General features: G+C 56.4%; 16 protein-coding genes. All 16 read right to left on the bottom strand.

Translation table 11 applies throughout. The features are described 5' to 3' along the window. Nucleotides 1–17 precede the first annotated feature (17 nt). On the bottom strand, nt 18–1,148 hold the full coding sequence (locus tag ACESMZ_RS03925; protein ID WP_372972230.1) for a glycosyltransferase: 1,131 nt from the start codon (nt 1,146–1,148) through the stop codon (nt 18–20). 48 nt (nt 1,149–1,196) lie between these two features. Continuing rightward, a complete protein-coding gene (locus tag ACESMZ_RS03920; RefSeq protein ID WP_372972229.1) occupies nt 1,197–2,078 on the bottom strand; it encodes a hypothetical protein in 882 nt (293 codons plus the stop codon). A gap of 156 nt (nt 2,079–2,234) precedes the next feature. Continuing rightward, on the bottom strand, nt 2,235–3,158 hold the full coding sequence (locus ACESMZ_RS03915) for a sulfotransferase family protein (protein WP_372972228.1): 924 nt from the start codon (nt 3,156–3,158) through the stop codon (nt 2,235–2,237). A 21-nt stretch (nt 3,159–3,179) separates the two neighbouring features. Continuing rightward, a complete protein-coding gene (gene asnB, locus ACESMZ_RS03910) occupies nt 3,180–5,069 on the bottom strand; it encodes an asparagine synthase (glutamine-hydrolyzing) (RefSeq protein ID WP_372972227.1) in 1,890 nt (629 codons plus the stop codon). Nucleotides 5,070–5,071: 2 nt separating this feature from the next. Next, entirely contained in the window at nt 5,072–6,226 is a 1,155-nt protein-coding gene (locus tag ACESMZ_RS03905) for a glycosyltransferase family 4 protein (protein ID WP_372972226.1), read from the bottom strand. Next, nucleotides 6,226–7,533, bottom strand: a complete 1,308-nt coding sequence (locus ACESMZ_RS03900; protein ID WP_372972248.1) for an O-antigen ligase family protein — start codon at nt 7,531–7,533, stop codon at nt 6,226–6,228. The genes ACESMZ_RS03905 and ACESMZ_RS03900 overlap by 1 nt, the downstream gene beginning before the upstream one ends. A gap of 59 nt (nt 7,534–7,592) precedes the next feature. Next, nucleotides 7,593–8,765: a glycosyltransferase family 2 protein gene (locus ACESMZ_RS03895; protein WP_372972225.1), complete on the bottom strand. Its 1,173-nt coding sequence runs from the start codon at nt 8,763–8,765 to the stop codon at nt 7,593–7,595. Further along, complete coding sequence (locus ACESMZ_RS03890) at nt 8,762–9,832, bottom strand: FemAB family XrtA/PEP-CTERM system-associated protein (protein WP_372972224.1); 1,071 nt, start codon at nt 9,830–9,832, stop codon at nt 8,762–8,764. Before ACESMZ_RS03890 ends, ACESMZ_RS03895 begins: the two co-directional genes overlap by 4 nt. Before the next feature lie 10 nt (nt 9,833–9,842). Then, complete coding sequence (locus ACESMZ_RS03885; RefSeq protein ID WP_372972223.1) at nt 9,843–10,970, bottom strand: GNAT family N-acetyltransferase; 1,128 nt, start codon at nt 10,968–10,970, stop codon at nt 9,843–9,845. Nucleotides 10,971–10,999: 29 nt separating this feature from the next. Beyond that, nucleotides 11,000–12,826, bottom strand: coding sequence for a carbamoyltransferase (locus ACESMZ_RS03880; RefSeq protein WP_372972222.1), 1,827 nt, complete (start codon nt 12,824–12,826; stop codon nt 11,000–11,002). Further along, the gene (locus ACESMZ_RS03875) at nt 12,823–13,818 is read right to left on the bottom strand and encodes a polysaccharide deacetylase family protein (RefSeq protein WP_372972221.1); all 996 of its coding nucleotides are present in this window, start codon (nt 13,816–13,818) and stop codon (nt 12,823–12,825) included. The genes ACESMZ_RS03880 and ACESMZ_RS03875 overlap by 4 nt, the downstream gene beginning before the upstream one ends. 37 nt (nt 13,819–13,855) lie before the next feature. After that, nucleotides 13,856–15,160: a hypothetical protein gene (locus tag ACESMZ_RS03870; protein ID WP_372972220.1), complete on the bottom strand. Its 1,305-nt coding sequence runs from the start codon at nt 15,158–15,160 to the stop codon at nt 13,856–13,858. A gap of 8 nt (nt 15,161–15,168) precedes the next feature. Beyond that, nucleotides 15,169–16,134 carry a polysaccharide biosynthesis protein gene (locus ACESMZ_RS03865; RefSeq protein WP_372958572.1) on the bottom strand — a complete coding sequence of 322 codons (966 nt, stop codon included), beginning with the start codon at nt 16,132–16,134 and terminating at the stop codon, nt 15,169–15,171. A gap of 5 nt (nt 16,135–16,139) precedes the next feature. After that, complete coding sequence (locus ACESMZ_RS03860) at nt 16,140–17,714, bottom strand: XrtA system polysaccharide chain length determinant (RefSeq protein ID WP_372958573.1); 1,575 nt, start codon at nt 17,712–17,714, stop codon at nt 16,140–16,142. Further along, nucleotides 17,714–18,358, bottom strand: a complete 645-nt coding sequence (locus ACESMZ_RS03855) for an XrtA/PEP-CTERM system exopolysaccharide export protein (protein WP_372958574.1) — start codon at nt 18,356–18,358, stop codon at nt 17,714–17,716. Before ACESMZ_RS03855 ends, ACESMZ_RS03860 begins: the two co-directional genes overlap by 1 nt. Before the next feature lie 5 nt (nt 18,359–18,363). Continuing rightward, nucleotides 18,364–19,779: a TIGR03013 family XrtA/PEP-CTERM system glycosyltransferase gene (locus ACESMZ_RS03850; protein ID WP_372958575.1), complete on the bottom strand. Its 1,416-nt coding sequence runs from the start codon at nt 19,777–19,779 to the stop codon at nt 18,364–18,366. Nucleotides 19,780–20,016: the final 237 nt, after the last annotated feature.

Here is a 20,016-nt window from a genome sequence, read left to right as displayed (position 1 = left end):
TACTGTCTTGACCGGTGTTACCCATTGGCGGCCTCTTCTGCATTCTGCTCCTGGTAGAGTCGTCGATAGTTCTCAACCATTGAGGCAACGGAAAACCGTTCAAAAAATACCTGCTGGGCCCGCTCTCCTTGATGCGTCATCAGTTCCGGTTGCTTGATTAACTGTTCAATCGACCTGGCAAAACTATCAACGTCGGCGATCGGTGTCACCAGACCCGTTTTGCCCTGCTCTATGATCTCTGGATTACCACCCACATCGGTTACGACTGAGGGAATGCCAAGACTCATAGCCTCCAACAACGTCATTGAGGTGCCCTCAGTATTGGATGTTAGGAGAAACAGGTCCATTGCAGCGAGATAAAGTGCTGGCTGATCGATAAAACCAACGAAAATCGTACGCTCATCAATGGCTAGTTCTTTTGCTTTATCCTCAAGCATTTGGCGATCTGGCCCATCGCCAACCATGAGCAACCAATTATGGGGATACTTTTTGGACACCTGCGCGAACGCTTCAAGCATCATGACCTGATTTTTGACTGGATCCAGACGCGCCACTGTTCCCATCACCCTGTGATTTTCTGGTATCCCCAATTTTTGCTTCAACCGGCTAACATCCTCTTTGGCACATTCGAGCCCACCAATGCCGTTGTAAATGACACGAATCTTTGACTTTGGAATGAACTCGTAACGAGCCAGGGCATCCCGTGTTGCATGAGATATAGCCACAATACGGTGCGTCGACAGGGCAATTAGCGGATTGATCAAGGCAGCCTTGTAGCGGTAACGATCTGGGTAAAAACGGCCATGCTCAGTAAGGATCACTCTCGCGCCCGTACCAAAACTAGCAAACCATCCATATATCCACGGGGTATACTGGTGACAGTGAACAATGTCGACATTGTCAGTAACTATTTTCTGGCGTAGGCGGCGAATGAGTGCCCAGTCAAAACCCGGCTGGCGCTTAACGGCAGATACCAAAATATCGGCCTTTTCCACGAACCGGCCAAGCTCACCGATATAGCCATCTATGCAGACAATCTGGTTATCAAACTCAGCACGTGGCAGATTCGTAACAAGTTGACGGATAACTTGTTCTGTGCCGCCAATACCCATGTTGAAGGTGACGTGCATAATCCGCGTCATGCTCATGAAGATCTTGACCCTATATCAAATAGCATAGTTAAATGGGAAGATTTTTTAATTTGCATGTGCGAGGTCTTTCCCCGCCCCTTTCCTTGTCGAGCGCCTGACAAGGTAGACAACTGATACGAGTATCAACAACGCTGGCATTAACCATTTCATCCAATAGCTAACTGTTTCGAAGATGTAGCGCTTACTCATGAAATGGAAGGTATCATCAAATACAAAATAGCGAGTCTGATAGACTCTCCGTAAATTTTCTGATTCTTTTTCGCTATAGCCCGCCGCCAAGTACTTTTCCTTAGCGGTCTCCGGATTCTCCAACAAACCATCGAGCGTCATCCCTAGTTCCACCCCGAAATCCGGATCTATAAGCTCAAACTCGCCATTTTCTCGTTCATATTCAACAATAACGTGGCCACGGAACGAAATAATGCGATTGGGAATGCCGTAATCGTCCATTATGCTGGAAAGGATGGTTGAGGCATCACCGCAGATACCGATGCCACGCTCCAGATTTCTCTTGTGGTTCGAGTAGTGATAGCGCTCAAACTGAGGCAGGCCGGAAAACTTTCCGATAGCCCACAGAAAATAGTTTTCCCAAAAGGGCACCAACTGTCGGTACTCACGGGGATCTACTTCGTTCCAGGAAACGTGAACAAGACTTTGATTAACAACCCGATTGGCCGCCGAAGCGAACTCACTTCTTGGCAAAGTAGCGTCAAGTGCGTTAATAGCACTGAGACTATCTTCATAACTCCAGACCTGCTCGGGGATAAATCTAAGCTTATCGTGATCAGTCACGCCCAGCCCCGGCTTCCGGATGGGCTGGGTCAATCCATAGATGTTGACTCCCATAAGCAAAAGAGCAAAAACAAGACTGATGACAGCCAGCGCATGAAGCCATCTGCTTTTTTTCTTATCGCTGCGTTCTAACATCGCCGAGCTCTCGCTACTGATTATTGTCAACATTGATACAAATTCTGCCAGGTCTAAATGGAAACGGCCCTGGACTGCCGCTACTTCTTATATCCGACCCAGCAACACCTTGTTCCAGATAAAAAACAGGCAGAACTATTGACAGCATCCAAATAACTACTCATTAAAAGGTGATTTCCCGAGGAAGCGAATCTTAAAACCATCAATGACATTTATATGGAAAAGGAAATAGGCGCGTCGGAATTTGGAGTGCATCGCATAACCGATCTTTTTGTATGATGGTGTTATTGCACCGGGGTAATTCACTTCATAACCAAGACGACTCAATTCACCCCCAGCCTCCGCTTCGAAAGTCCGGATATCTCCTTTCTTCATTTTTGTCTTCCATTTTCCGTAATTTTTGTTTTTTACAGAAGAGGAAAGATCGTCGACCTCTTGCTCTGAAACCTGCTCACCAAGAAAATCATAGATAGAACGGATATGGCTTTTGGTTTCATCAAGAAGGCTTTCATAGGTCAAACTGTATAGCTGCCCATTATCCATCAACTTATTTATCAAATCTGTCTTGTTATTTAGTTTGGCCCAGTATCTAGCACACTCATAAACGTTGCTGGGGCCCCAGCTTTTTTCTAAAAGAGAGAGAGCCACATCACGACCATCACGAACAATGTAGATATATCGGGCATGAGGGAACAACGCTAAAAGAATTTCCAGATCACCGATGTAATGAGGTGTTTTGTCTCCCCAAGAATAGGGATTACCGTCCTTTTTCTGAAGCGATAGAATTTTATTTACTATATCTTTATAACCGAACTCCTCAGAAAAGGACCTGTAAAATTCCTTAACATTCAGAGACAGCCCCCACTGCTGAACCGGCCTTTCGTTTAAGATATCTTCCACAAGACTTCGGAAATTGTCGAAATTTGAGATATCCCCATAGCTATCCAGTTTCTTGTAGTATTTGGTAATGAAATGAGTCTCGACTGGCTGACCATAAGCGGTTTTATCGAGGAGGCTTGCCAGAAAAGTTGTGCCCGACCTGGGAGCGCCGATAATGAAAATCTGCTTATATTCCTTCATGTTATTCCCGTCTCTTAAAAGCTATTGATTCCAGTTCCGCCACCAGAGTTCGAAAGCCACCATACTCCAGATCTCCTGGGTATTCTGCGACTGACCGTTCAGATGATTCCGCCAGAGTTGACGCACCTTATGCATATCAAAACACTCCGACAATCCCCCTTCGTCGTCGTTAAAGATACCTTCAGCAAGATCACGAATTTCATGACGCAACCATTGCGCCAGCGGTACTGAAAATCCCATTTTTTTTCGGTACAGCACATCGCGTGGAAGCATCGCTTCAAAACTTTTCTTCAAAAGGTATTTCTTTTCCTTACCATTAAGTTTGAGAGCCGAAGGCAGGCTAGCGGCGTACTCAACCACCCGGTAGTCCAGCAATGGCGCTCGGGTCTCCAGGGAATGGGCCATACTCATTCGGTCCACTTTCACCAGAATGTCGCCAGGAAGGTAGGTCTTTATGTCTGTATACAGAACTTTCCCAAGGTGATCGCTGGTATCCGCTTTTGCATAGTAGGCCTTGGTAATATCGGCTGGGTTATACTCCGCTGTCTCTCGCTTCAGGTCACCCCGCACAAGTTCATCCCAGAGTTCCTGACGGAAAAAGCAGTTCGTCCGGAAAAACGCCTCATCCGGGTCCATTGCCAGAGTGCCCAGTAAAGACTGCGCCTTACGGGTTGCCGGGCTATTGATCCGTCCTGCAAGCTCCCCTAACCCCGGAAACAAACCGCGGCGTAGTGGCCCGGGTATTAGGCTACGAAGTCGATTTTCGGTCTGGTCGATGCGATATTTGCTGTAGCCAGCAAAGTTCTCATCGCCGCCATCCCCGGCCAGTGCCACCGTGACCTTCTGCCGCGCTAGCTGCGAGACAAAATAGGTTGGTACAAACGAGGGGTCGGCGAACGGCTCATCGAAATAGCGAGCAATACCGGCAATTTTGCCGGCTACGTTTTCCCGCACGGTGAATTCGTGATGGTCTGTTTTGAACAGATCGGCTACTTTTCTGGCCCACACCACCTCATCGAATCGTTTCGAATCGAAGCCGATTGAGCAGGTAGTGACAGGGTGATCGGCATGCTGGGCCATCAAGCCAACCACCGCGCTAGAGTCCACACCACCACTAAGAAACGCCCCCAGGGGTACATCACTGACCAAGCGCAGCCGAACCGCATCGTCAATAAGCTCGTACAGGCCCGCTTGCAGTTCTTCCTGGCTGGCCCCACTGGGGGACGCAAACGACACATCCCAGTACTGCTTCTCCCGGATTTCGTCGCCGTTGGTGATCAGCCAATGACCAGGCTGTAATTTGTAGATGTTGCGGTAGATGGTTTTTGGGTCTGGTACGTATTGGTAAGCGAAGAAATCCTTCACCGCATCCGGGCGCGGCTGCGTGCGTATAAATGGTGCGGGCAACAGCGCCTTGATCTCGGAGGCAAAGGCGAACTGGGAATTGTTGCAGTAATAGTACAGGGGCTTTTTACCAAGCCGGTCCCTGGCCAGAAACAGCTGCCTGGCTCTAGTATCCCAAATGGCAATGGCAAACATGCCATTAAGTGCCTTGAGGCAATCCACTCCCCTCTGCTCAAAAAGCGTCAGCAGAACTTCGGTATCAGTCTGTGTACGGAAGGTGAAACCATCCTGGGTGAGCGCTTCTTTCAGCTCCCGGTAATTGTAGATCTCACCGTTGAAGGCAATGGCATAGCGCCCGGAAGCCGACACCATGGGCTGTGTGCCCGCCTCACTCAGGTCCAGGATGCTTAAGCGCCGGTGCACCAGAGCGGCGTGATCATCCATCCATATCGCACCAGCGTCCGGGCCACGATGGATAATCGCCTCGCCCATCGCCTGTAGCCAACTCTCGTGTGCTTCACGCTCAGGCGTTGATGGTGTGCGGAGAAATCCGGCCAGACCACACATGGTTATCCTGTCTCCCGTGGTGAACTATCAGCTAGCTTTCCGCCGTCGAGCAGTTCGGTAAACAGAGCCTTATACTCAAGCGCCATACGGGCAGCGGAATAATGTTCTTCCACAAGCTTACGGCCGTTGGCCGCCAGTTTGGCAGCCAGTTCAGGATTCTGCAGAACCTGCCTGCAACAGGCTATCAAAGCCGCTTTATCACCATGAGGGGCGAGCATTCCAGTCTTTCCATGTTCTATCAACCGGTCGACACCGGGAATATCATAGGCGACCACTGGCACGCCCACGGCCATGGCCTCCATCAGGCAGCGAGGGATCCCTTCCAGAGACGAGGTCATTACAAACAGACTGAATTCACTTAATAACTCCAGCCGGTCGCCGCGGAAGCCAAGAAATTCGATCGCCCCGGCGCTGGCCTGTTCCCCGGCCTGGTTTTCCAGTTCACGTCGCTGGCTGCCGTCACCTAGTAACTGCAGCTTCAGGCCCGGGTTCTCCTGATACAATGCATCAAAGACGCTGAGAAGATCGGCCACGCCTTTGCGGGGGATCATCTGGCCAATGTACCCGACTGTCAGTCCCCACTCGCGCCTCTCAGACGGCAACGGACCAGTGATGGCTGCATCGATTTCCGTAAGATCTACGCCATTTCGAATAAAACGAGTTTTCCTAGTCGGCACACCCATTCTTTTCATGTCGTTTACCAGTTCTTCCGATAATGGCGCTATGGCGTCAAAATAACGGAGCATGTGGGTGCCGATTTTTATAAAAGTAGCTAACTTGAGATTTACCTTGCCAGCAAAACCATGCGGGGTACTCACGCATCGAATACCGGATTTTTTTGCAGCAAGCAGGCCCAGAATGTCGGACTTATAGCCATGGGTGTGGATGACATCAATGCCGCGCTCATGGATGATGTTGCAAAGTTGCTGCACCACCCGAAAATCAAACCGGCCCGACATTGGCAGGTAATGAACTTTGCCTGCCAGCTCAGGATAAACCTCGGCCACCGTCAGGTCCTGACTATCGCCCTCGCGGGTCACGGCAAGATCACAAATCATATCAGCCGTATCAATATTATTGGCCAGCGCCAGAACCCAGCGCTCAGCGCCATAGAAGCCTGCGGGCGTAATGAACTGAAGAACTCTCAATGTTGTCATCAGGCCGACTCCCTCCTGGCATAGGCTGCGGCCTTTATAGTGCCTGGCTGTTTCAAAACGACTTTTTTCTCTTTCGACTGTACGTTCACTCGCTGCAGGAAATAAACGTTTATGCCCACTGCCAACAGCATCATCATCCAGTAAAGGATCACAGCGCGGAACTGGTTGATGAAACTCGCCGCGCCCATGTAGCCAAGCAATGCACATTCCAGCGCCAACAATTTAAAGTAGAAGGCATTGTCGCCAACAGACAATAACCATTGCTTGGCTTTCCTCGACAATCGATAAAGTGACAATAGTGCCATCAGGAATAGGGCGAGCCCAAACCAACCAACCTCAGTTAGTCCCTGAAACCACATGGAATGAACGCTTTTATATTCAGTTCCTCCAAGCTGTTCCGGAGGCAGGTAAATGGAAGCAACGGCATTGAAGCCCTGTACGCCCAGGCCACCTGGGTTATCCCGTGCTACCTCAATGGAGGCAAGCCAGAAATTAATCCGCCCCGAGCCACCGGCCCCTTGTTCTTCCGTGTTCTGAATCGTGCTCATCCGCTCCCAGAAGCCCTCATCCGCAACATAGAGCCCCCCGCTGATACCGCCAATAATGATAAGCAAGGCCATACCCCGCTGCCCTTTTTTCTGGTGGCGTGAGAAGATCATGTACATCAGAAACAACCCGGCGCTCGCTACTACGCCCACAAAGGAACCACGACTGTTGATCAGTACCAGTCCATTGGCAATCAGTCCGCCACAAAGCGCACATAGCATTTTTACTTTGTAATTGCCCATCCAGGCGTAGTACATGAGTAAAACAGCACTGGGTACCAGCGCTGATGCCACACCATTAGCATCGGGGGAGTCGACCAGCCCGATCCCCTCTACTCGATCGCCAGAGTTGCGACCGGTCACAGTAGCGAGATAACCAATATAAGTAGCCCCAATCAGATAGGCCCAGAGCGCAACGTCCAATAGGCGAGGGGTATGAACTAACTTGTAAGCCACGAGAATAACGACCATCAGCTTCGTCAAGTCGAAAACAAAGCGGTCATGAACTTCTGGATTGATTGCCCAGAATCCCACCACGTAATAAACCGCAAGCAGTGCAAGCAACCACTTGAATATGGGCTGCTGTTTCCAAGGCGCCTGCTCTGTATATTTCCGGTATCCCATCGCCAGTGAGAGGATCATCAGTAGAGCAGCGAAAAAGGAATAGCTGACTCCGGGAATTTGAGCCGACCACCAGCGATCATCAGGGTTCAGGAAATAAACTATCTGGTACAGGTAAAAAGAAGCCGCGCCACTGATCATGAAGGTAGCGACAACCCCTCCCATAAATACCATGAGGAACAACAGCGCGATCTTGGACATCAGTGTTGCTCCCTTTCCGGTCTGGCGCTGCACCATGTCACCTGAGTTTCCCCCCGCATCGCCCGCAGGATGCCCTTCAGGGAATACAGATTCACCATCACGAAGTAGTAGGGTACCGAGATCCATTCAGGTAGCTCGTTCTTGTCGCTGGTCCGGTGTCCAAGCCAGGCGAGCAGCAGGATGGCCAGGGCGCCGAAGGTGATCAACTGGAAGAAGCCATAGCCAAGCATCGCCAGCAAAGCGCTACCTGTTACGGCAATGGCAAGAAACAGCGGAATGAGCCAGCGCAGCAGCTTGTGCGAAATAACCTGCCAGGCAAAGATGCCAACCTTGGCCGGGTTCATGGTGGTTTTTACCCGCATCAGGCCCCGGATACTGCGATTGACGATGCGCTCCTTGCGGGCAATTTCGCGGCCAAAATCACCGGCGGTTTCCTCGAAGCACTTGGCTTCTGGCTCGAACACACCCCGGTAGCCTTTCGCGATAATCTGCAGTGGATTAACGAAGTCATTGATGTCTTTTTGTTCCAGCGGTTGCCACAGGTGACTGCGAATGGCGTAGATGGCGCCGTCGCCGCCGACTACCGAGTGCAGGCGGGATTCCATGGACTTGATGGCCAGCTCGTAGCGCCAGTACAGGTTCTCATTTTTCGCGCTGGCGCCGGAGTCGCCGTCGGTATAAAGGGCTGCGCCCACCACATAACCCACATGTTCGTCGGCAAAGTTGCGCACCAGCTTATGGATAGCGTCCGGGGCGTACATGGCGTTGGCATCACTGAAGACGGTAACGTCGGCATCCACCTGCTCCATGGCCAGGTTCAGGCCCATGGTTTTGCCCAGGCGGCCCTCCTGTCTGATCAGTTCGACGCCAGACTCCGCGTATTGCTTGACGATGTCGTCGGTACCGTCATCGGAGCCGTCAGACACCACCAGTATTCTTAGTCTGTCGCGGGGGTAATCCAGGGCCAGGGCGTTTTCCAGCTTGTCCCGGATGACCGCTGCCTCGTTGTAGCAGGAGATGATCAACGCGACCGAGGGACGTGTTTCCGCGACCCGGTGAGTTACCTTGTCCCGGCCCAGGGTGAGCAGCCACAACACCAGCGGATAGCCGGCGTAGACATACACCGGAATAAACAGGCATATCAGGGTAATCAGCAACAGCAAGGTGTTCATAGACTGACGTACTTCCTTACCCCGGGGCCGATCAGGTTGGCGACAGGCAGCGGTAGCCGCCGCCAGGTCGCTTCCAGCAGGTTACGCAGGCCACCGGGGTGTTGCGACTTCCGGGCTTGTTCGGGTTGGCCATCGGGCTTCAGGTCCAGCCAGTTCAGTTCGTGGGGTTCCGCACCCCACTGTTTCTTGAATCGGTAGGTGCCTTCACCGGGCGTGGATCGGCCGAAGTCGAACCTGTGGCATCCGCCATCGGTGACATGGGCCAGCAGGGTCCAGTAGAGCAACATGTTGGGTGCCAGTCGATTGTATTCCGCCAAGGTGGATGCCCAGGGGATACTGGCGCGGGTACCATTAAGGAGCACGATTCCGGCACCCACCACCGTTTCCCCATGCCACACCAGGCCTGTCAGCATTCGCTCACCATAAGTACGCTGCAGCGCATGGAACCAGTCCAGACTGTGCACTGGCGACCCCAATCGATGCATGTTGACGGAAAACACCCGATAGAAAGCCTCAATGGCGTCCGCCCGGGTGGTGACCTCCGCCCGCAGGCCGTTCTTTTCGGCCTTGCGGATCTGGCTGCGCAACTTGGGTTTGTAGCTTTTAAAGAGCGCATCGCTGCTCCCCGGCAGTTCGCAGATCATGCTGACCTTCGCCAGGGCCTTTTCTTCCCGCTCATCCACTGGCTCTCCGGGCAGGCGCAGGTTGAGTCCTTTCCCGCCCCGTTGCCGGGTCAGTTCGACCGCCTTGTCCCGCAGGGCGGCAGCCGCTTTTTGGCTGCTGGCCAGGGGGCCACCCAGATCGCAAAAGGGCAGGGACACCCACTGGGCCCCCAGCAACGGGATGCGAAATTCACACAAAGGCAGCACACCCGCCAGGTCACCGCCTGGCGACAGGGCCACCAGGCACCAGGGCCGGTGCCCATAGGCCTCGGAAATACTTTGCAGCCAGGCCAGGTAGTGATAACCCGTGCCCTCCGGGTGCCGGCTCACGTAGTCATCCCATCCCGCTGCCCGGGCTTCTTCAATGCCTGTCGAGACAACTTCAACATCGTCTGTTCTCGACATGAACGTCTCCTCAGCGCCCATAACCAGCTCCGGGTTCCCCCAGCCAGTGGTGCTTGGCTTCCCGCAGGGCGTTCTCGAGCTTCAGCTTGAACCGGGGCCGCTGCAGGGCCACCTGCACCAGTTGCCGGTGACACTCCCCCAGGTTGGACTTGTAACGCTCGTCTCCGCCCATAAAGTCATAATAGTGAAAGCCATGCTGCCGGTAGTCCTCGATACACAGGCTGTGCCCCAGCAACCCCGGTTTCAGTTTATTGTCGGCTTCCGTCATCATGCCACCCAGATAGAAGTACACCACCTGGTTGTGCAGCAGGTTGTAAAAGGAGGCGATCACATCGTCCCCTGCCCTTACCGAGACCAGGTCGACCCCGCCTTCCGGCCACTGGCTGCGGATCAGGCTGCGGTGAAAGCGCACAAAATCCGGGTTGGCGAATCCGCTCTGGTCCGGCCCACTGCCCCAGCGCTCCAGGTGACGGGGGCCGATGCTGTCAAAGACCGCCAGCGCCTCGTCCACATTGTCGGGCCGGATCAGCTCCACTGGCCCGCGCTCTTCGTAGAGGCGATGAGCCCTGTTGATCTGGTACCGGGTATTACGGGACAGGGTGTCCAGGTAATGCCGGCCACTGCGCCGTAACTGGTCCAGGTCCACGCCATAACAAGGCGCCTCCCAGCGGACGTGTTTGAACAGGCCCATGGTGCGGGCGTAGAAGTCTGCCTCATCTGCATCAATGGCGCCTACCACGAACTCATCCCAGGTATCCCGCTGTGCCTCCAGGAATTCCAGGCAGGCGGAGGACACGTCCCGGTCACGGCCATGCTCCGCGAGAAAACCGTTGTACTCGATCCAGATCTGGTCCAGCACCTTGCTGCCGGTCTGGTGCAGGCGCAAACACCGGGAGCGAAGTAGACCGTGGCGTCGCTCGTCTGAGGCGACCACCATGCCAAGGCCAATCAGCCGACCGTTGTCGGTCACCCTCAGCACCCGCGCATCCGGCTCGTACACGTCCAGCCAGTGCCCCAGCCACTGCCAGGACAGAAAAACGGTGGGCGCGGACCGGCTTTCCAGGTCCTCCCACTCTGCCCGCAATTGATCCGGGTTGGTTACCGCCTGCTGGCTAACTTCCAGCTTGCCTGTCGTCATCAGCGTCCTGCTCCGCCCGCCGGTTAAGATCAGTGGGCCGGGTTCGGCTGCTTGACCAGGAAGGGTCCGATAGCCAGGTAATCCAGTGCCCCCTGAACAAAGGCCCGTACCGCGTCCTGCGGCGTGTTGACGATGGGCTCCTCGTGCATGTTAAAGCTGGTATTGATCAGGCTGGGAATACCGCTGATCTTCTCGTATTCCTTGAGGATGTCGTAATAGCCCGGGTTCACCTCGCGCTGTACCAGTTGGGGCCGGGCTGTGCCATCCACATGGACCGCGGCCGGGCAGTTCTCACGCATAAACTCGGTGCAGTCGAAGGTAATGGTCATGAACTCGGCGCTGTGCTCGGCACCCCGGATATTGTGGTAGCACTTCTCCCGGGCCTCATAGAGGGTCACCGGCGCAAACGGCATGAACTCGGTGCGGCCCAGGCGCTTGTTCAGCCACTGATTCACTTCCGGCTCACGGGCGTGGTAAAGGATAGAGCGGTTACCCAGGGCCCGGGGGCCGTATTCCATGCGACCGTCAAACCGAGCCACCACTTCGCCGTTATGGATCAGCGACGCGACCTCTGCCGCCAGGTTGTTGGGGCGGGTGAATTCAAGGCCTTCGGCTTCCAGCGCGGCGGCGATTTCGGCTTCGCTGTAGTCGGGGCCGAAATAGGCGCTGGATATGGACTCCTTAACGCCACCGGGCCAGCAGTGGTAGAGGGCCGCGCCGGTACCACAGCCGCCGTCACCCATGTTCGGGTAGACGAAGATGTGGTTAACACCTTCAATCTCGAAAATACGCTGGTTCAGCTTGACGTTGGCGGTCACACCGCCGGACAGCACAATGGTGTCGATACCGGTTTTCTCGACCCAGTAACGCACGTAATTGGTGGCGACCACCTCCAGGGCATGCTGATAGGCGGCGGCCACGTCGATCTTCGGGAACTTGGACGCCAGGTAACGGGAAAAGTAGACGTTATTCGCTTCGTAGATCCGGTAATCACCCGGTTCCTGCTGGATTCGGCTGAGGAGGATATCTCCCAGAATCGACGGATCGCCATAGGAGGCAAGGCCAACGATTTTGCCTTCATGCCGGCTTGGCTTGAAGCCCAGGCTGGAGGTGACATGTTCGTAGAGGGTGCCCAGGGAGTTGGGGTAGCTGATGCCGTGCAGCCGGTGGATCTTGCCATCACGGGCCTCGCTGGCGGAGCCTGCCAGGCCGGAGCCATAACCATCCAGGGTGATACACAGCGCCCGCTCGAATCCGCTGGCCAGGTAACTGTTGGCGGCATGGGACAGGTGGTGATCCATGCGTTTGACCGGTTTTTCCCAGCCCATCTGCCGCAGGCCTTCGGTCAGCGACTGTTCCCATTTCTGGAAGGACTCGGTAGCGTCTTCACCCCAATGGCGGGACCCTTTGAGTGCCGCGTTGTTGGACGCCAGCCGCTGGGCCCCAGCCATGGAATAGTAGGAACTGTGCAGAAAGCCCTTCTCCATGATTGCATTGGGGTGCTCCAGACCATGAATGGGCTCATTACGATCCGGCACCCTGGTCAGCGCTTCCTTGATCTGCCGGTTCAGGTCCGCCGGCTCAAAGTTGCGAATAAACTGGCGTTCGTCTTCCAGGTTCTGATTGAAGAGCTTGGCTTCATTCTCCCAGGTCAGGAACGGGTAGCAGACCTGGTCAAAGTCGCTCATCTTGCTGCCGGTATATTCCAGGGCCTTTTCCAGGGCCAGCTGAGGAAAGCCGTCCTGCTGTTTGACCCGGGAGAACCGCTCCTCGCCGGCGGCGAACAGGATCTCACCGTCTTCAACAACCGAGACCGTTGCGTCCTTGTCCAGTGGCGAAATACCAAGCACTTTCATGCAAACTTCTCCATATGCGACTTGAGCCGGGTGGGGGTCGATGCCTGCCCACCCAGTTCGTTAAAAAAGAAATCGAAAAACCGGCGGAACGAATCGAGAAAATCCTTCAACTGCTGTTCGTTCTGCACATAACTGGTGTGGCCGGGTACCACACTGGGGCTGTGGAAACTCCAGGTGAAGGTGCGCACACCACGGCGATACAGGTCCCGGGTCAGCTTTATATGCTCGGCAGTGGGGAATCCCTCCGGGGAAAGCATCAGCCGGTCCACCATACCCAGCCGTGAGAGCACCCCCGGTGCCTTCAGCTTGCGGAAGGCCATGGCCAGGTCAAATACCGGTGGTGACAGCTTGCCGGCCCAGCCCACGAATCCGCCGGTGACCGGCAGCTCCAGAATGCGCTTGTCCGCCGGGCCATACCAGAAGGGCCAGGCGTCGTAGTAGCGGTAGTCCGGCCCGCCGTCGCCACGGGCGTCCAGCGGTGGGCATACCGACAGGTCAATGTCGAACCCCAGGTCGTTAAGGATAGCGGTCGTGTTGGGACCGTAGCCGTAGCGGCCCGCCTTGTAGATACGCGGAGCGGCACCGAAGTTCTCGGCGATGGTGTCACGAAGCCGCGTGAGCTTCTGTCGCTCGAGGGGTTCCGGCAGGTTGCCGGGATACATATTGGACCGGGACAGGGACTCTTCCACCGGTGGGTTTACCCAGGGGTGAAGGTGCGCACCGATTTCACACTGGCCGGCATCCAGGAAGGCTTTCAGGGGTGCAACGCTGCGGGCCTGGCTGGCAATGGCATAATCCACCACATAGCAGGGCGCGATACCGTACTCATTGAAGATGGCCTGGGCACGGTTGATGTGGTCCATGGCAGTGACCGCAGTGGCCTCGGGGTCCGGCTCGGCATTCCAGTCGAACTCCTCTTCAGTGTCGATCACCACAATCAGCTGCGGCGGCATATCCGCTGGCAACCGGATGGTCTGTCTGTTATCGAACACAGCGTCTTCCCTGTTCTTGTCGGTGGCGGGGCTGGTTTTACCAGGCCCTTTCCATTCCGTCCCAGCCCAGGGTGAAGAACACCCGGGCCTGGTAACGGTCCTGGTCGGTCAGACCCCGGGTAAAGGCGGTGTCGAAGGCCGCGCCCCAGGAGGCCAGGTCCGTGAGTTGGTGACGGTAGGTCACTGTAAACTGATGCCGTTCATCGTCGATGGAGCTGCTCTCTTCCAGCGCATCGCCCTGCCAGCGGTAATCCAGGTCAACGGTTTTGTCTTCGGTGACCGCCAGCCCCAGGCCCGCTCCCGCCAGGTACTCCCAGGTTTCATCGCCGGTCTGCACGTTCTCTTCTTCACTGCCCCGAACGATGAAATTCAGGGTACACAGGTCGCACAGCCGCTGAGTGCTGTGAACCAGGGTGACTGTGTCATTCAGCGTCACCCCCTGGACCCGGACTGAAAACTCGTCCTCGATACCCAGCTCCGGAATGGGGGCCAGCGCCAGGTCCAGCAGGGTGCTGGTCTGTGTGCGGTCATAGCTGATGCGCGTGCTGGTCAGGCTGGTCTGCCACTGACGGGCGATGGAACCGATCACGGCGTCGTTCTCGAAGTCGTCACTCTCTGCCCGGGAGACGCCGACGCTGGCCGAGAAGCTGCCGTTCTCGAGGCGGGTATCCAGCCCCACGGAGGCGGAGTCCAGGGTAATATCGGTGTTCTCTTCATGCTCCCAGGCCCGGCTGCCGACCAGGAACATGGTACTGCGCTCGGAGACCTGACGAGACAGGTTGGCTTCTACGCTCTGGGATTCGCCGTCCTGCACATCGTCCTCTGCCCAGGTTTTGGCGGCCTGGCCACCCAGGCGAAGGGTGGTCAGCTCACCGGGGTAAAACATGACACCAGCGCCCGCGTTAACAGCGTTCTGGGTGTCGTAGGCGGATTCGTCCAGGGTAAAGCCGGTGTCATTGCGAACCGAGCGGATGGTGTGCCCGGCGTTGAAGTCAAAGCGGCTGCCGGGCTCGAAGTAGTTGTAACGGGAAGAGCCGCGAACCGACAGGTTGTCCCGGTCTCCGGTGGCCAGGCTGCTACGCTCGGTTTCCAGGGTGCCGCCGTAGAGCGCATCAAGCCGGTGGGGGCCGGACAGCCAGTTGGCCCCCACATCGCCGCTGATACCCGCTCCCCCACGGGTGTCAGTGCGTGAGTCCCGCTCTGTGTGGGTAAGATCGGTAAAAACCGTCGTGGTAGCGGTATAGCTGATTTCCTCCGCCTGAGAAGCAGGAGGGACAACAACGGCCAGCATTACCGGCACTACAGCGACGCCGGCACACGGCTTGCGAAAGGCTACGTCCATGGCCCACCTCATTGCTGGAAAATCAGACCGGAGAATTTCTCGGACCCGAGGGTTTCAACCGAGCTGACGATCTCCTCCGGCGTCACTTCGCCAAACGGCACGCCCAGCACCACCTGGTTGGCATAGCGCACCAGGATATGGGCTTCGGTGCTGGCCTTCAGCGGCGGCGCATTGATGATCAGGAAGCGGTCCGGGTAGCGGCTTTTCAGCTCCCCCATCAGGTCTCGCATGCGAACGGCTGAAAACAGCTCCACCGCAGAACTTGCCAGGGTGCCCGGCGGTACCACGCTGAGCCGGTCGATGCCGCTGGGGTAGATGATGTCTTTTACCTTGATGGACTTGTCTGCCACGAAGTCAGTAACACCCAGGCTCATGGGGGATGACACCAGGTGGTCCAGGTCGCTGTCCCAGGGGTTACAGTCCACCAGCAGGGCGGAACTCTGGGCGTCCATGGCGAACGTGGCGGCCAGGTTGTAGGCGGTCAGGGCCGAATTGTCAGTCTTGCCAAGGGAGGACACCAGCACCGAGAAATTCACTGCCCCGGCCCGGTCCCGAAGCTTGATCCGTACTTCCCGGAAGGCATCCAGAATCGCCTTGTTGGGCATGCCCGAATAGATAATCTTCCGGTGCTGCAGGTCCTCAACGGACCAGGGGCGCGGGTTGTTGATCAGGTCCAGGGAAATGGAGGAATCATAGATCGACGGCGGATGCTCTTCCGCCGACTCATCCACCATGGTCCAGTTGGGGTGTGCCTCATGGAAAGGCTGCCCCGCGGCGTCCGTCTGCCTGGCCTGTCGCTGCTCCGTCCAGGCTTCCTTGAGAAAGGCGGATTCCAGGCGCGAGCCATTGGCATCAGACTCCCGGCCCTGCTCAAGGCGATCGTCATCATCTGCCCGGTGGGGTTGGGCCGCCCGTTCGGCCTTCTGCCGTTCCTGGGTTTTCAGCAGCGCGTTATAGAGTTTGTTGTTATCCATGGAAACTAACCGCCCTGACCGGCGAACACGCCGGTTAGTGTGTTGATGATCTGTTGTGGCGTAACACCCAGAATACTGAATACCAGTATGGCCAGGTAGCCCGCCATAAAGATCGCCAACAGGAACAGGATGAAAAGCGTGTCCTTGCGCAGCAGACGCTCTTTCCACCGACTGGAATAATGGGGAATCGACGCCAGCACCGGGATATCACCAGGCAACTGGGTCAACAGCGTGCGACTGGAGCGCACCCGGTTGTCGAACATCACCAGCGCCACCAGCAGGCCAAGCACCATGGTGCCGCCCAGGAATGGCCCCGCCATGCCAACCTGGTGTAACTGCAACCCGTCCCAGCGGGTCGGATAGGAGGCCGGCTCCTGGATGCGGTAGCTGACCCCCTGGCCTTCCACGTCCAGGGTCATTGACAGGCGGGCTTTCTCGCGCCGTTCCAGCATGTCTTCGTAGACGTTTTTGGTGACGTTGTAATCCCGGGTCAGTTCAGACAGTTCCGCTTCGTTGGCGGCGACACGCTCGGCCCGCTCAAAGGCCTCTTCGAGCAACCCCTCCAGGGAAGCCAGCCGGTTGCGCTGAACCTCCAGCTGCGTCTGGGCATCGGACAGTTTTATTTTCAGCTGCTCATAGACAGGGTTCTCTATCACGTCGCTGGACCCTGCGCTGCGCCGCCCCACGTCACCACGGGCCTTGCGTTCCCGCAGATCCTCCAGTTGCCCCAACACCGAAACGATGTCCGGGTGACTGTCGTGATAACTCAGCCGCAGGTCGGCCAGATTGTCTTCCAGCTGGGCGATCTTGCGGTCGACTTCAGTTCCACCACCGCCACCGCGGCTGACGGTGCGGTAAGGCTGCTCGTCTTCCAGCTGCTTGGTGGTCAGCAGCACCTCGGACTCGCTCTGCTGAATCGCCAGCTTCAGGTTCTCGATTTCGCTGCGCAGGCGTTCAATACGGGACTGTACATTGGAGGTGGTACCGTCCTGGTTCTCGGAGCGGAACTGCTTGAGGCGTTCTTCGGCCTGTTCCAGCTGGCGACGGTAGGTGCTCACCTGGGCATCAATGAACTCGTAGGCCCCCTGACTTTCTGACCGTTTCTTACTGGAGGTCCGCTCCATGAAACGGTTCAGCGCCGAACTCAGCACGCGGAAAGAGCTGTCCGGGTTATCGCTGCGGTAACTCAGCTCAAGGAAATTACGGTTGGAGACCCGCATGTTCAGCGCATCCCTGAGCCTGCTGATTACCTGGGTTTTCTCGTTGTCCGTCTCACCACCATTGAGCATGCCTGCATCAAACGCCACCTGCTCCAGATAAGAGCGACTCTGGACCATTTCCCGGGCTTCGTTGATCCGGTCGATGGGCGTTACCTCCGCGCTGCCCCGCAGCAGCGGCTGCAGGATGCTGGATGAGTCCGCGTACAGCAGCGCTTCAGAGGTGTAGGACTTGGGCGTCACATATCCCAGGCCGAGCACGCCGGCCGTCACACACATGAAGATGATGGCGGCCAGCACCCGATAACGGTAAAGCTCAAGCTTTACCGCATTGATCATATCGAGAATGTACCGCCAGTCCATCAGAGTTCTCCACGCAGCAGTGACTTGCGGGGCACGCTGACCACATCACCCGGCTGGACGGTGTAGTTGGTGCGCATATCGCCGTCTTCCAGGATCGCCTCCACATCCAGGTCGAAACTCTTGTACTCCTCGCCGGTCTGGCGGTGCATAACGGCGCGGTTGCCGGCGGCGAACGGTGTCAGGCCACCAGCTTCCAGCACCAGGTCCAGCACGGTCATGCCCTGACGGTAGGGAACCGAGATGGGCTGCCCCACCTGGCCGGTGATGCGCACCCGGTTGCGATATTCCGAGCTGACCGGACTGTCCACCACCACGGTGACCACCGGGCTGCGAATATCTTCACTGAGGCCGGCCGTAATCTCATCCGCCAACTCTTCGGGACGCATGCCCTCGGCGTCCACGTCACCCATCAGGGGCATGGATATCCGGCCGTCGGGCCTCACCACAACTGACTTCGAAAGCTCCGGGTTGCGCCACACGTGGATGGAAACCGTATCACCCACACCAATGCGGTAGTCCTCCGGTTCAGCCATTGCCGCCGGGGGGTTATTGCCGCCTTCCGGTATGCCTGCACAGGCGGTCAGAACGCTGACCAGCAGAACCAGAATGGCGGTTTTCAGTGCTGTTATCTTGTTGCTGTCCATATCGCTTATCGCACCCCTTTGCCCAGTAACACCACCTCAACGGTCTGGATCATGATCAGAAAGTCCATCACGATGCTGTGGTTCTTCGAGTAGTACAGGTCGTACTCCAGCTTGCCCCGGGCATCCTCAATGGACGCCCCGTAGGGGTAATTCAGCTGGGCCCACCCCATGAGTCCCGGCTTGACGTAATGCCGGGTGTTGTAGAAAGGCACCTGTTCCTTGAGCTGTTCAACAAACTCGGGCCGCTCCGGACGCGGACCGACGAAGCTCATTTCCCCCTTGATCACGTTCCACAGCTGGGGCAGCTCATCCAGTCGGGTGTTGCGGATGAATGCGCCTACCCGCGTTACCCGGCTGTCGTTCTGGGACGCCCAGCGGGCCTTGCCGTCTTTTTCAGCGTCCTGACGCATGCTGCGAAACTTGTAGATGCGGAACACCTGCCCCCGGGCACCCACCCGGTCCTGGCTGTAAAGAACCGGAAAACCGGTTTCCAGTACAATGGCCACGGCGGTCAGAAGCATGACCGGTGCCATCACCACCGCCAGCGTCAGGCTGATCACCAGGTCCACGATCCGCTTGGTCAGATCCCGGGAACGGGAAGCCTTGAAGCCGTCCGAAAACAGGATCCAGGAAGGGTGCACCAGCTCGAGCCGCGCCTTTTTCAGCTCCCGCTCGTAGAAAGCCACCGCATCGGTGACCTCGATGCCCCGCAGCTTGCACTCCATCAGTGACTCAACCGGCAACTGCCCGCCCTCACTCTTGCGACGCTCCTGCTGCGCAATCACGATTTCGGATATCCGGTTCTGGCGACAGAACTGGTAGAAGTCCACAGGCGCCGGCAGGTGGTGCCTGGCATCGACCCGTGGCGTAGCCGAGTCGGGAACACAACCCATGATGCGGATACCCGATGCCCTCAGGTTTCTTTCATAGTCGGTCAGCAGCGATTCAGCAAACTCACCACCGCCGAAAATGACCACCCGACGGGCAAGCTGGTCAGAATCCACCACCTTCAGGAAGATCTGCCGGATCAGGGTGACCAGGAAAATGGCGATCAGAACCGCCCAGAACAGCTTGTCACTTCCCGGGCTGACGTTGGGGAGGAGCATGTAGAGAATGGTCAGCGCCAGGCCGCCCAGGAAGCAGAAGGCCACCAGGGTGCGGAAGAACATGGAGGCGAAGCCCTCGCGCACCATGGCGAAGTACACCCCCATGGCCAGGGTGCCGCAACTCATGACAAGAGCAAATAGAAAGGCTGCCCCGGCGCTGGTCTCAACGTTGGCTTTTGTTGCGCCCAGCTGGTCCAGAACAAACCCCAGCAGGTAGAAGGTGCCGAAAAGCGCTGCGAACTCCAGGGCACCGAGTACCAGATAGGGGAGATGCAGATAGTGTTTTCTGATGCGTATATAGGACACACCGAACATCCTTGTCGTCTCTATAAAATTCGCAGCGCCCCGCCCGGTGAAGGCCTGGAGCGCCAGCTGTCAATCGAATCTGTCAGACGACGCTTGAAAGCTTGATTTCCTTCAACTCATTCTGCGCCGCCACTGTGACAATCTCAAGGTGGTCTGTATCAATTTGTAACGGAATTTTACAACGTTTTACATCGCGTCGCGAGAATGTTTCCAAAGTTGCGGGCAATACCGGTGACATCACGGTAC

The organism is Marinobacter sp. (assembly GCF_041690615.1).
Classification (GTDB): Bacteria; Pseudomonadota; Gammaproteobacteria; order Pseudomonadales; family Oleiphilaceae; genus Marinobacter.
Note: the sequence above shows the minus strand (reverse complement) of the source record. Positions and strands in the feature narration are given on the sequence as shown.

What these genes read in the sequence shown, in the direction of transcription:
- ACESMZ_RS03925 (WP_372972230.1), bottom strand. Translation starts at nt 1,148, where the DNA reads ATGAGCATGACGCGGATTATGCACGTCACCTTCAACATGGGTATTGGC.
- ACESMZ_RS03920 (WP_372972229.1), bottom strand. Translation starts at nt 2,078, where the DNA reads ATGTTAGAACGCAGCGATAAGAAAAAAAGCAGATGGCTTCATGCGCTG.
- ACESMZ_RS03915 (WP_372972228.1), bottom strand. Translation starts at nt 3,158, where the DNA reads ATGAAGGAATATAAGCAGATTTTCATTATCGGCGCTCCCAGGTCGGGC.
- asnB (WP_372972227.1), bottom strand. Translation starts at nt 5,069, where the DNA reads ATGTGTGGTCTGGCCGGATTTCTCCGCACACCATCAACGCCTGAGCGT.
- ACESMZ_RS03905 (WP_372972226.1), bottom strand. Translation starts at nt 6,226, where the DNA reads ATGACAACATTGAGAGTTCTTCAGTTCATTACGCCCGCAGGCTTCTAT.
- ACESMZ_RS03900 (WP_372972248.1), bottom strand. Translation starts at nt 7,533, where the DNA reads ATGATCAGTGGCGCGGCTTCTTTTTACCTGTACCAGATAGTTTATTTC.
- ACESMZ_RS03895 (WP_372972225.1), bottom strand. Translation starts at nt 8,765, where the DNA reads ATGAACACCTTGCTGTTGCTGATTACCCTGATATGCCTGTTTATTCCG.
- ACESMZ_RS03890 (WP_372972224.1), bottom strand. Translation starts at nt 9,832, where the DNA reads ATGTCGAGAACAGACGATGTTGAAGTTGTCTCGACAGGCATTGAAGAA.
- ACESMZ_RS03885 (WP_372972223.1), bottom strand. Translation starts at nt 10,970, where the DNA reads ATGACGACAGGCAAGCTGGAAGTTAGCCAGCAGGCGGTAACCAACCCG.
- ACESMZ_RS03880 (WP_372972222.1), bottom strand. Translation starts at nt 12,826, where the DNA reads ATGAAAGTGCTTGGTATTTCGCCACTGGACAAGGACGCAACGGTCTCG.
- ACESMZ_RS03870 (WP_372972220.1), bottom strand. Translation starts at nt 15,160, where the DNA reads ATGGACGTAGCCTTTCGCAAGCCGTGTGCCGGCGTCGCTGTAGTGCCG.
- ACESMZ_RS03865 (WP_372958572.1), bottom strand. Translation starts at nt 16,134, where the DNA reads ATGGATAACAACAAACTCTATAACGCGCTGCTGAAAACCCAGGAACGG.
- ACESMZ_RS03860 (WP_372958573.1), bottom strand. Translation starts at nt 17,714, where the DNA reads ATGGACTGGCGGTACATTCTCGATATGATCAATGCGGTAAAGCTTGAG.
- ACESMZ_RS03855 (WP_372958574.1), bottom strand. Translation starts at nt 18,358, where the DNA reads ATGGACAGCAACAAGATAACAGCACTGAAAACCGCCATTCTGGTTCTG.
- ACESMZ_RS03850 (WP_372958575.1), bottom strand. Translation starts at nt 19,779, where the DNA reads ATGTTCGGTGTGTCCTATATACGCATCAGAAAACACTATCTGCATCTC.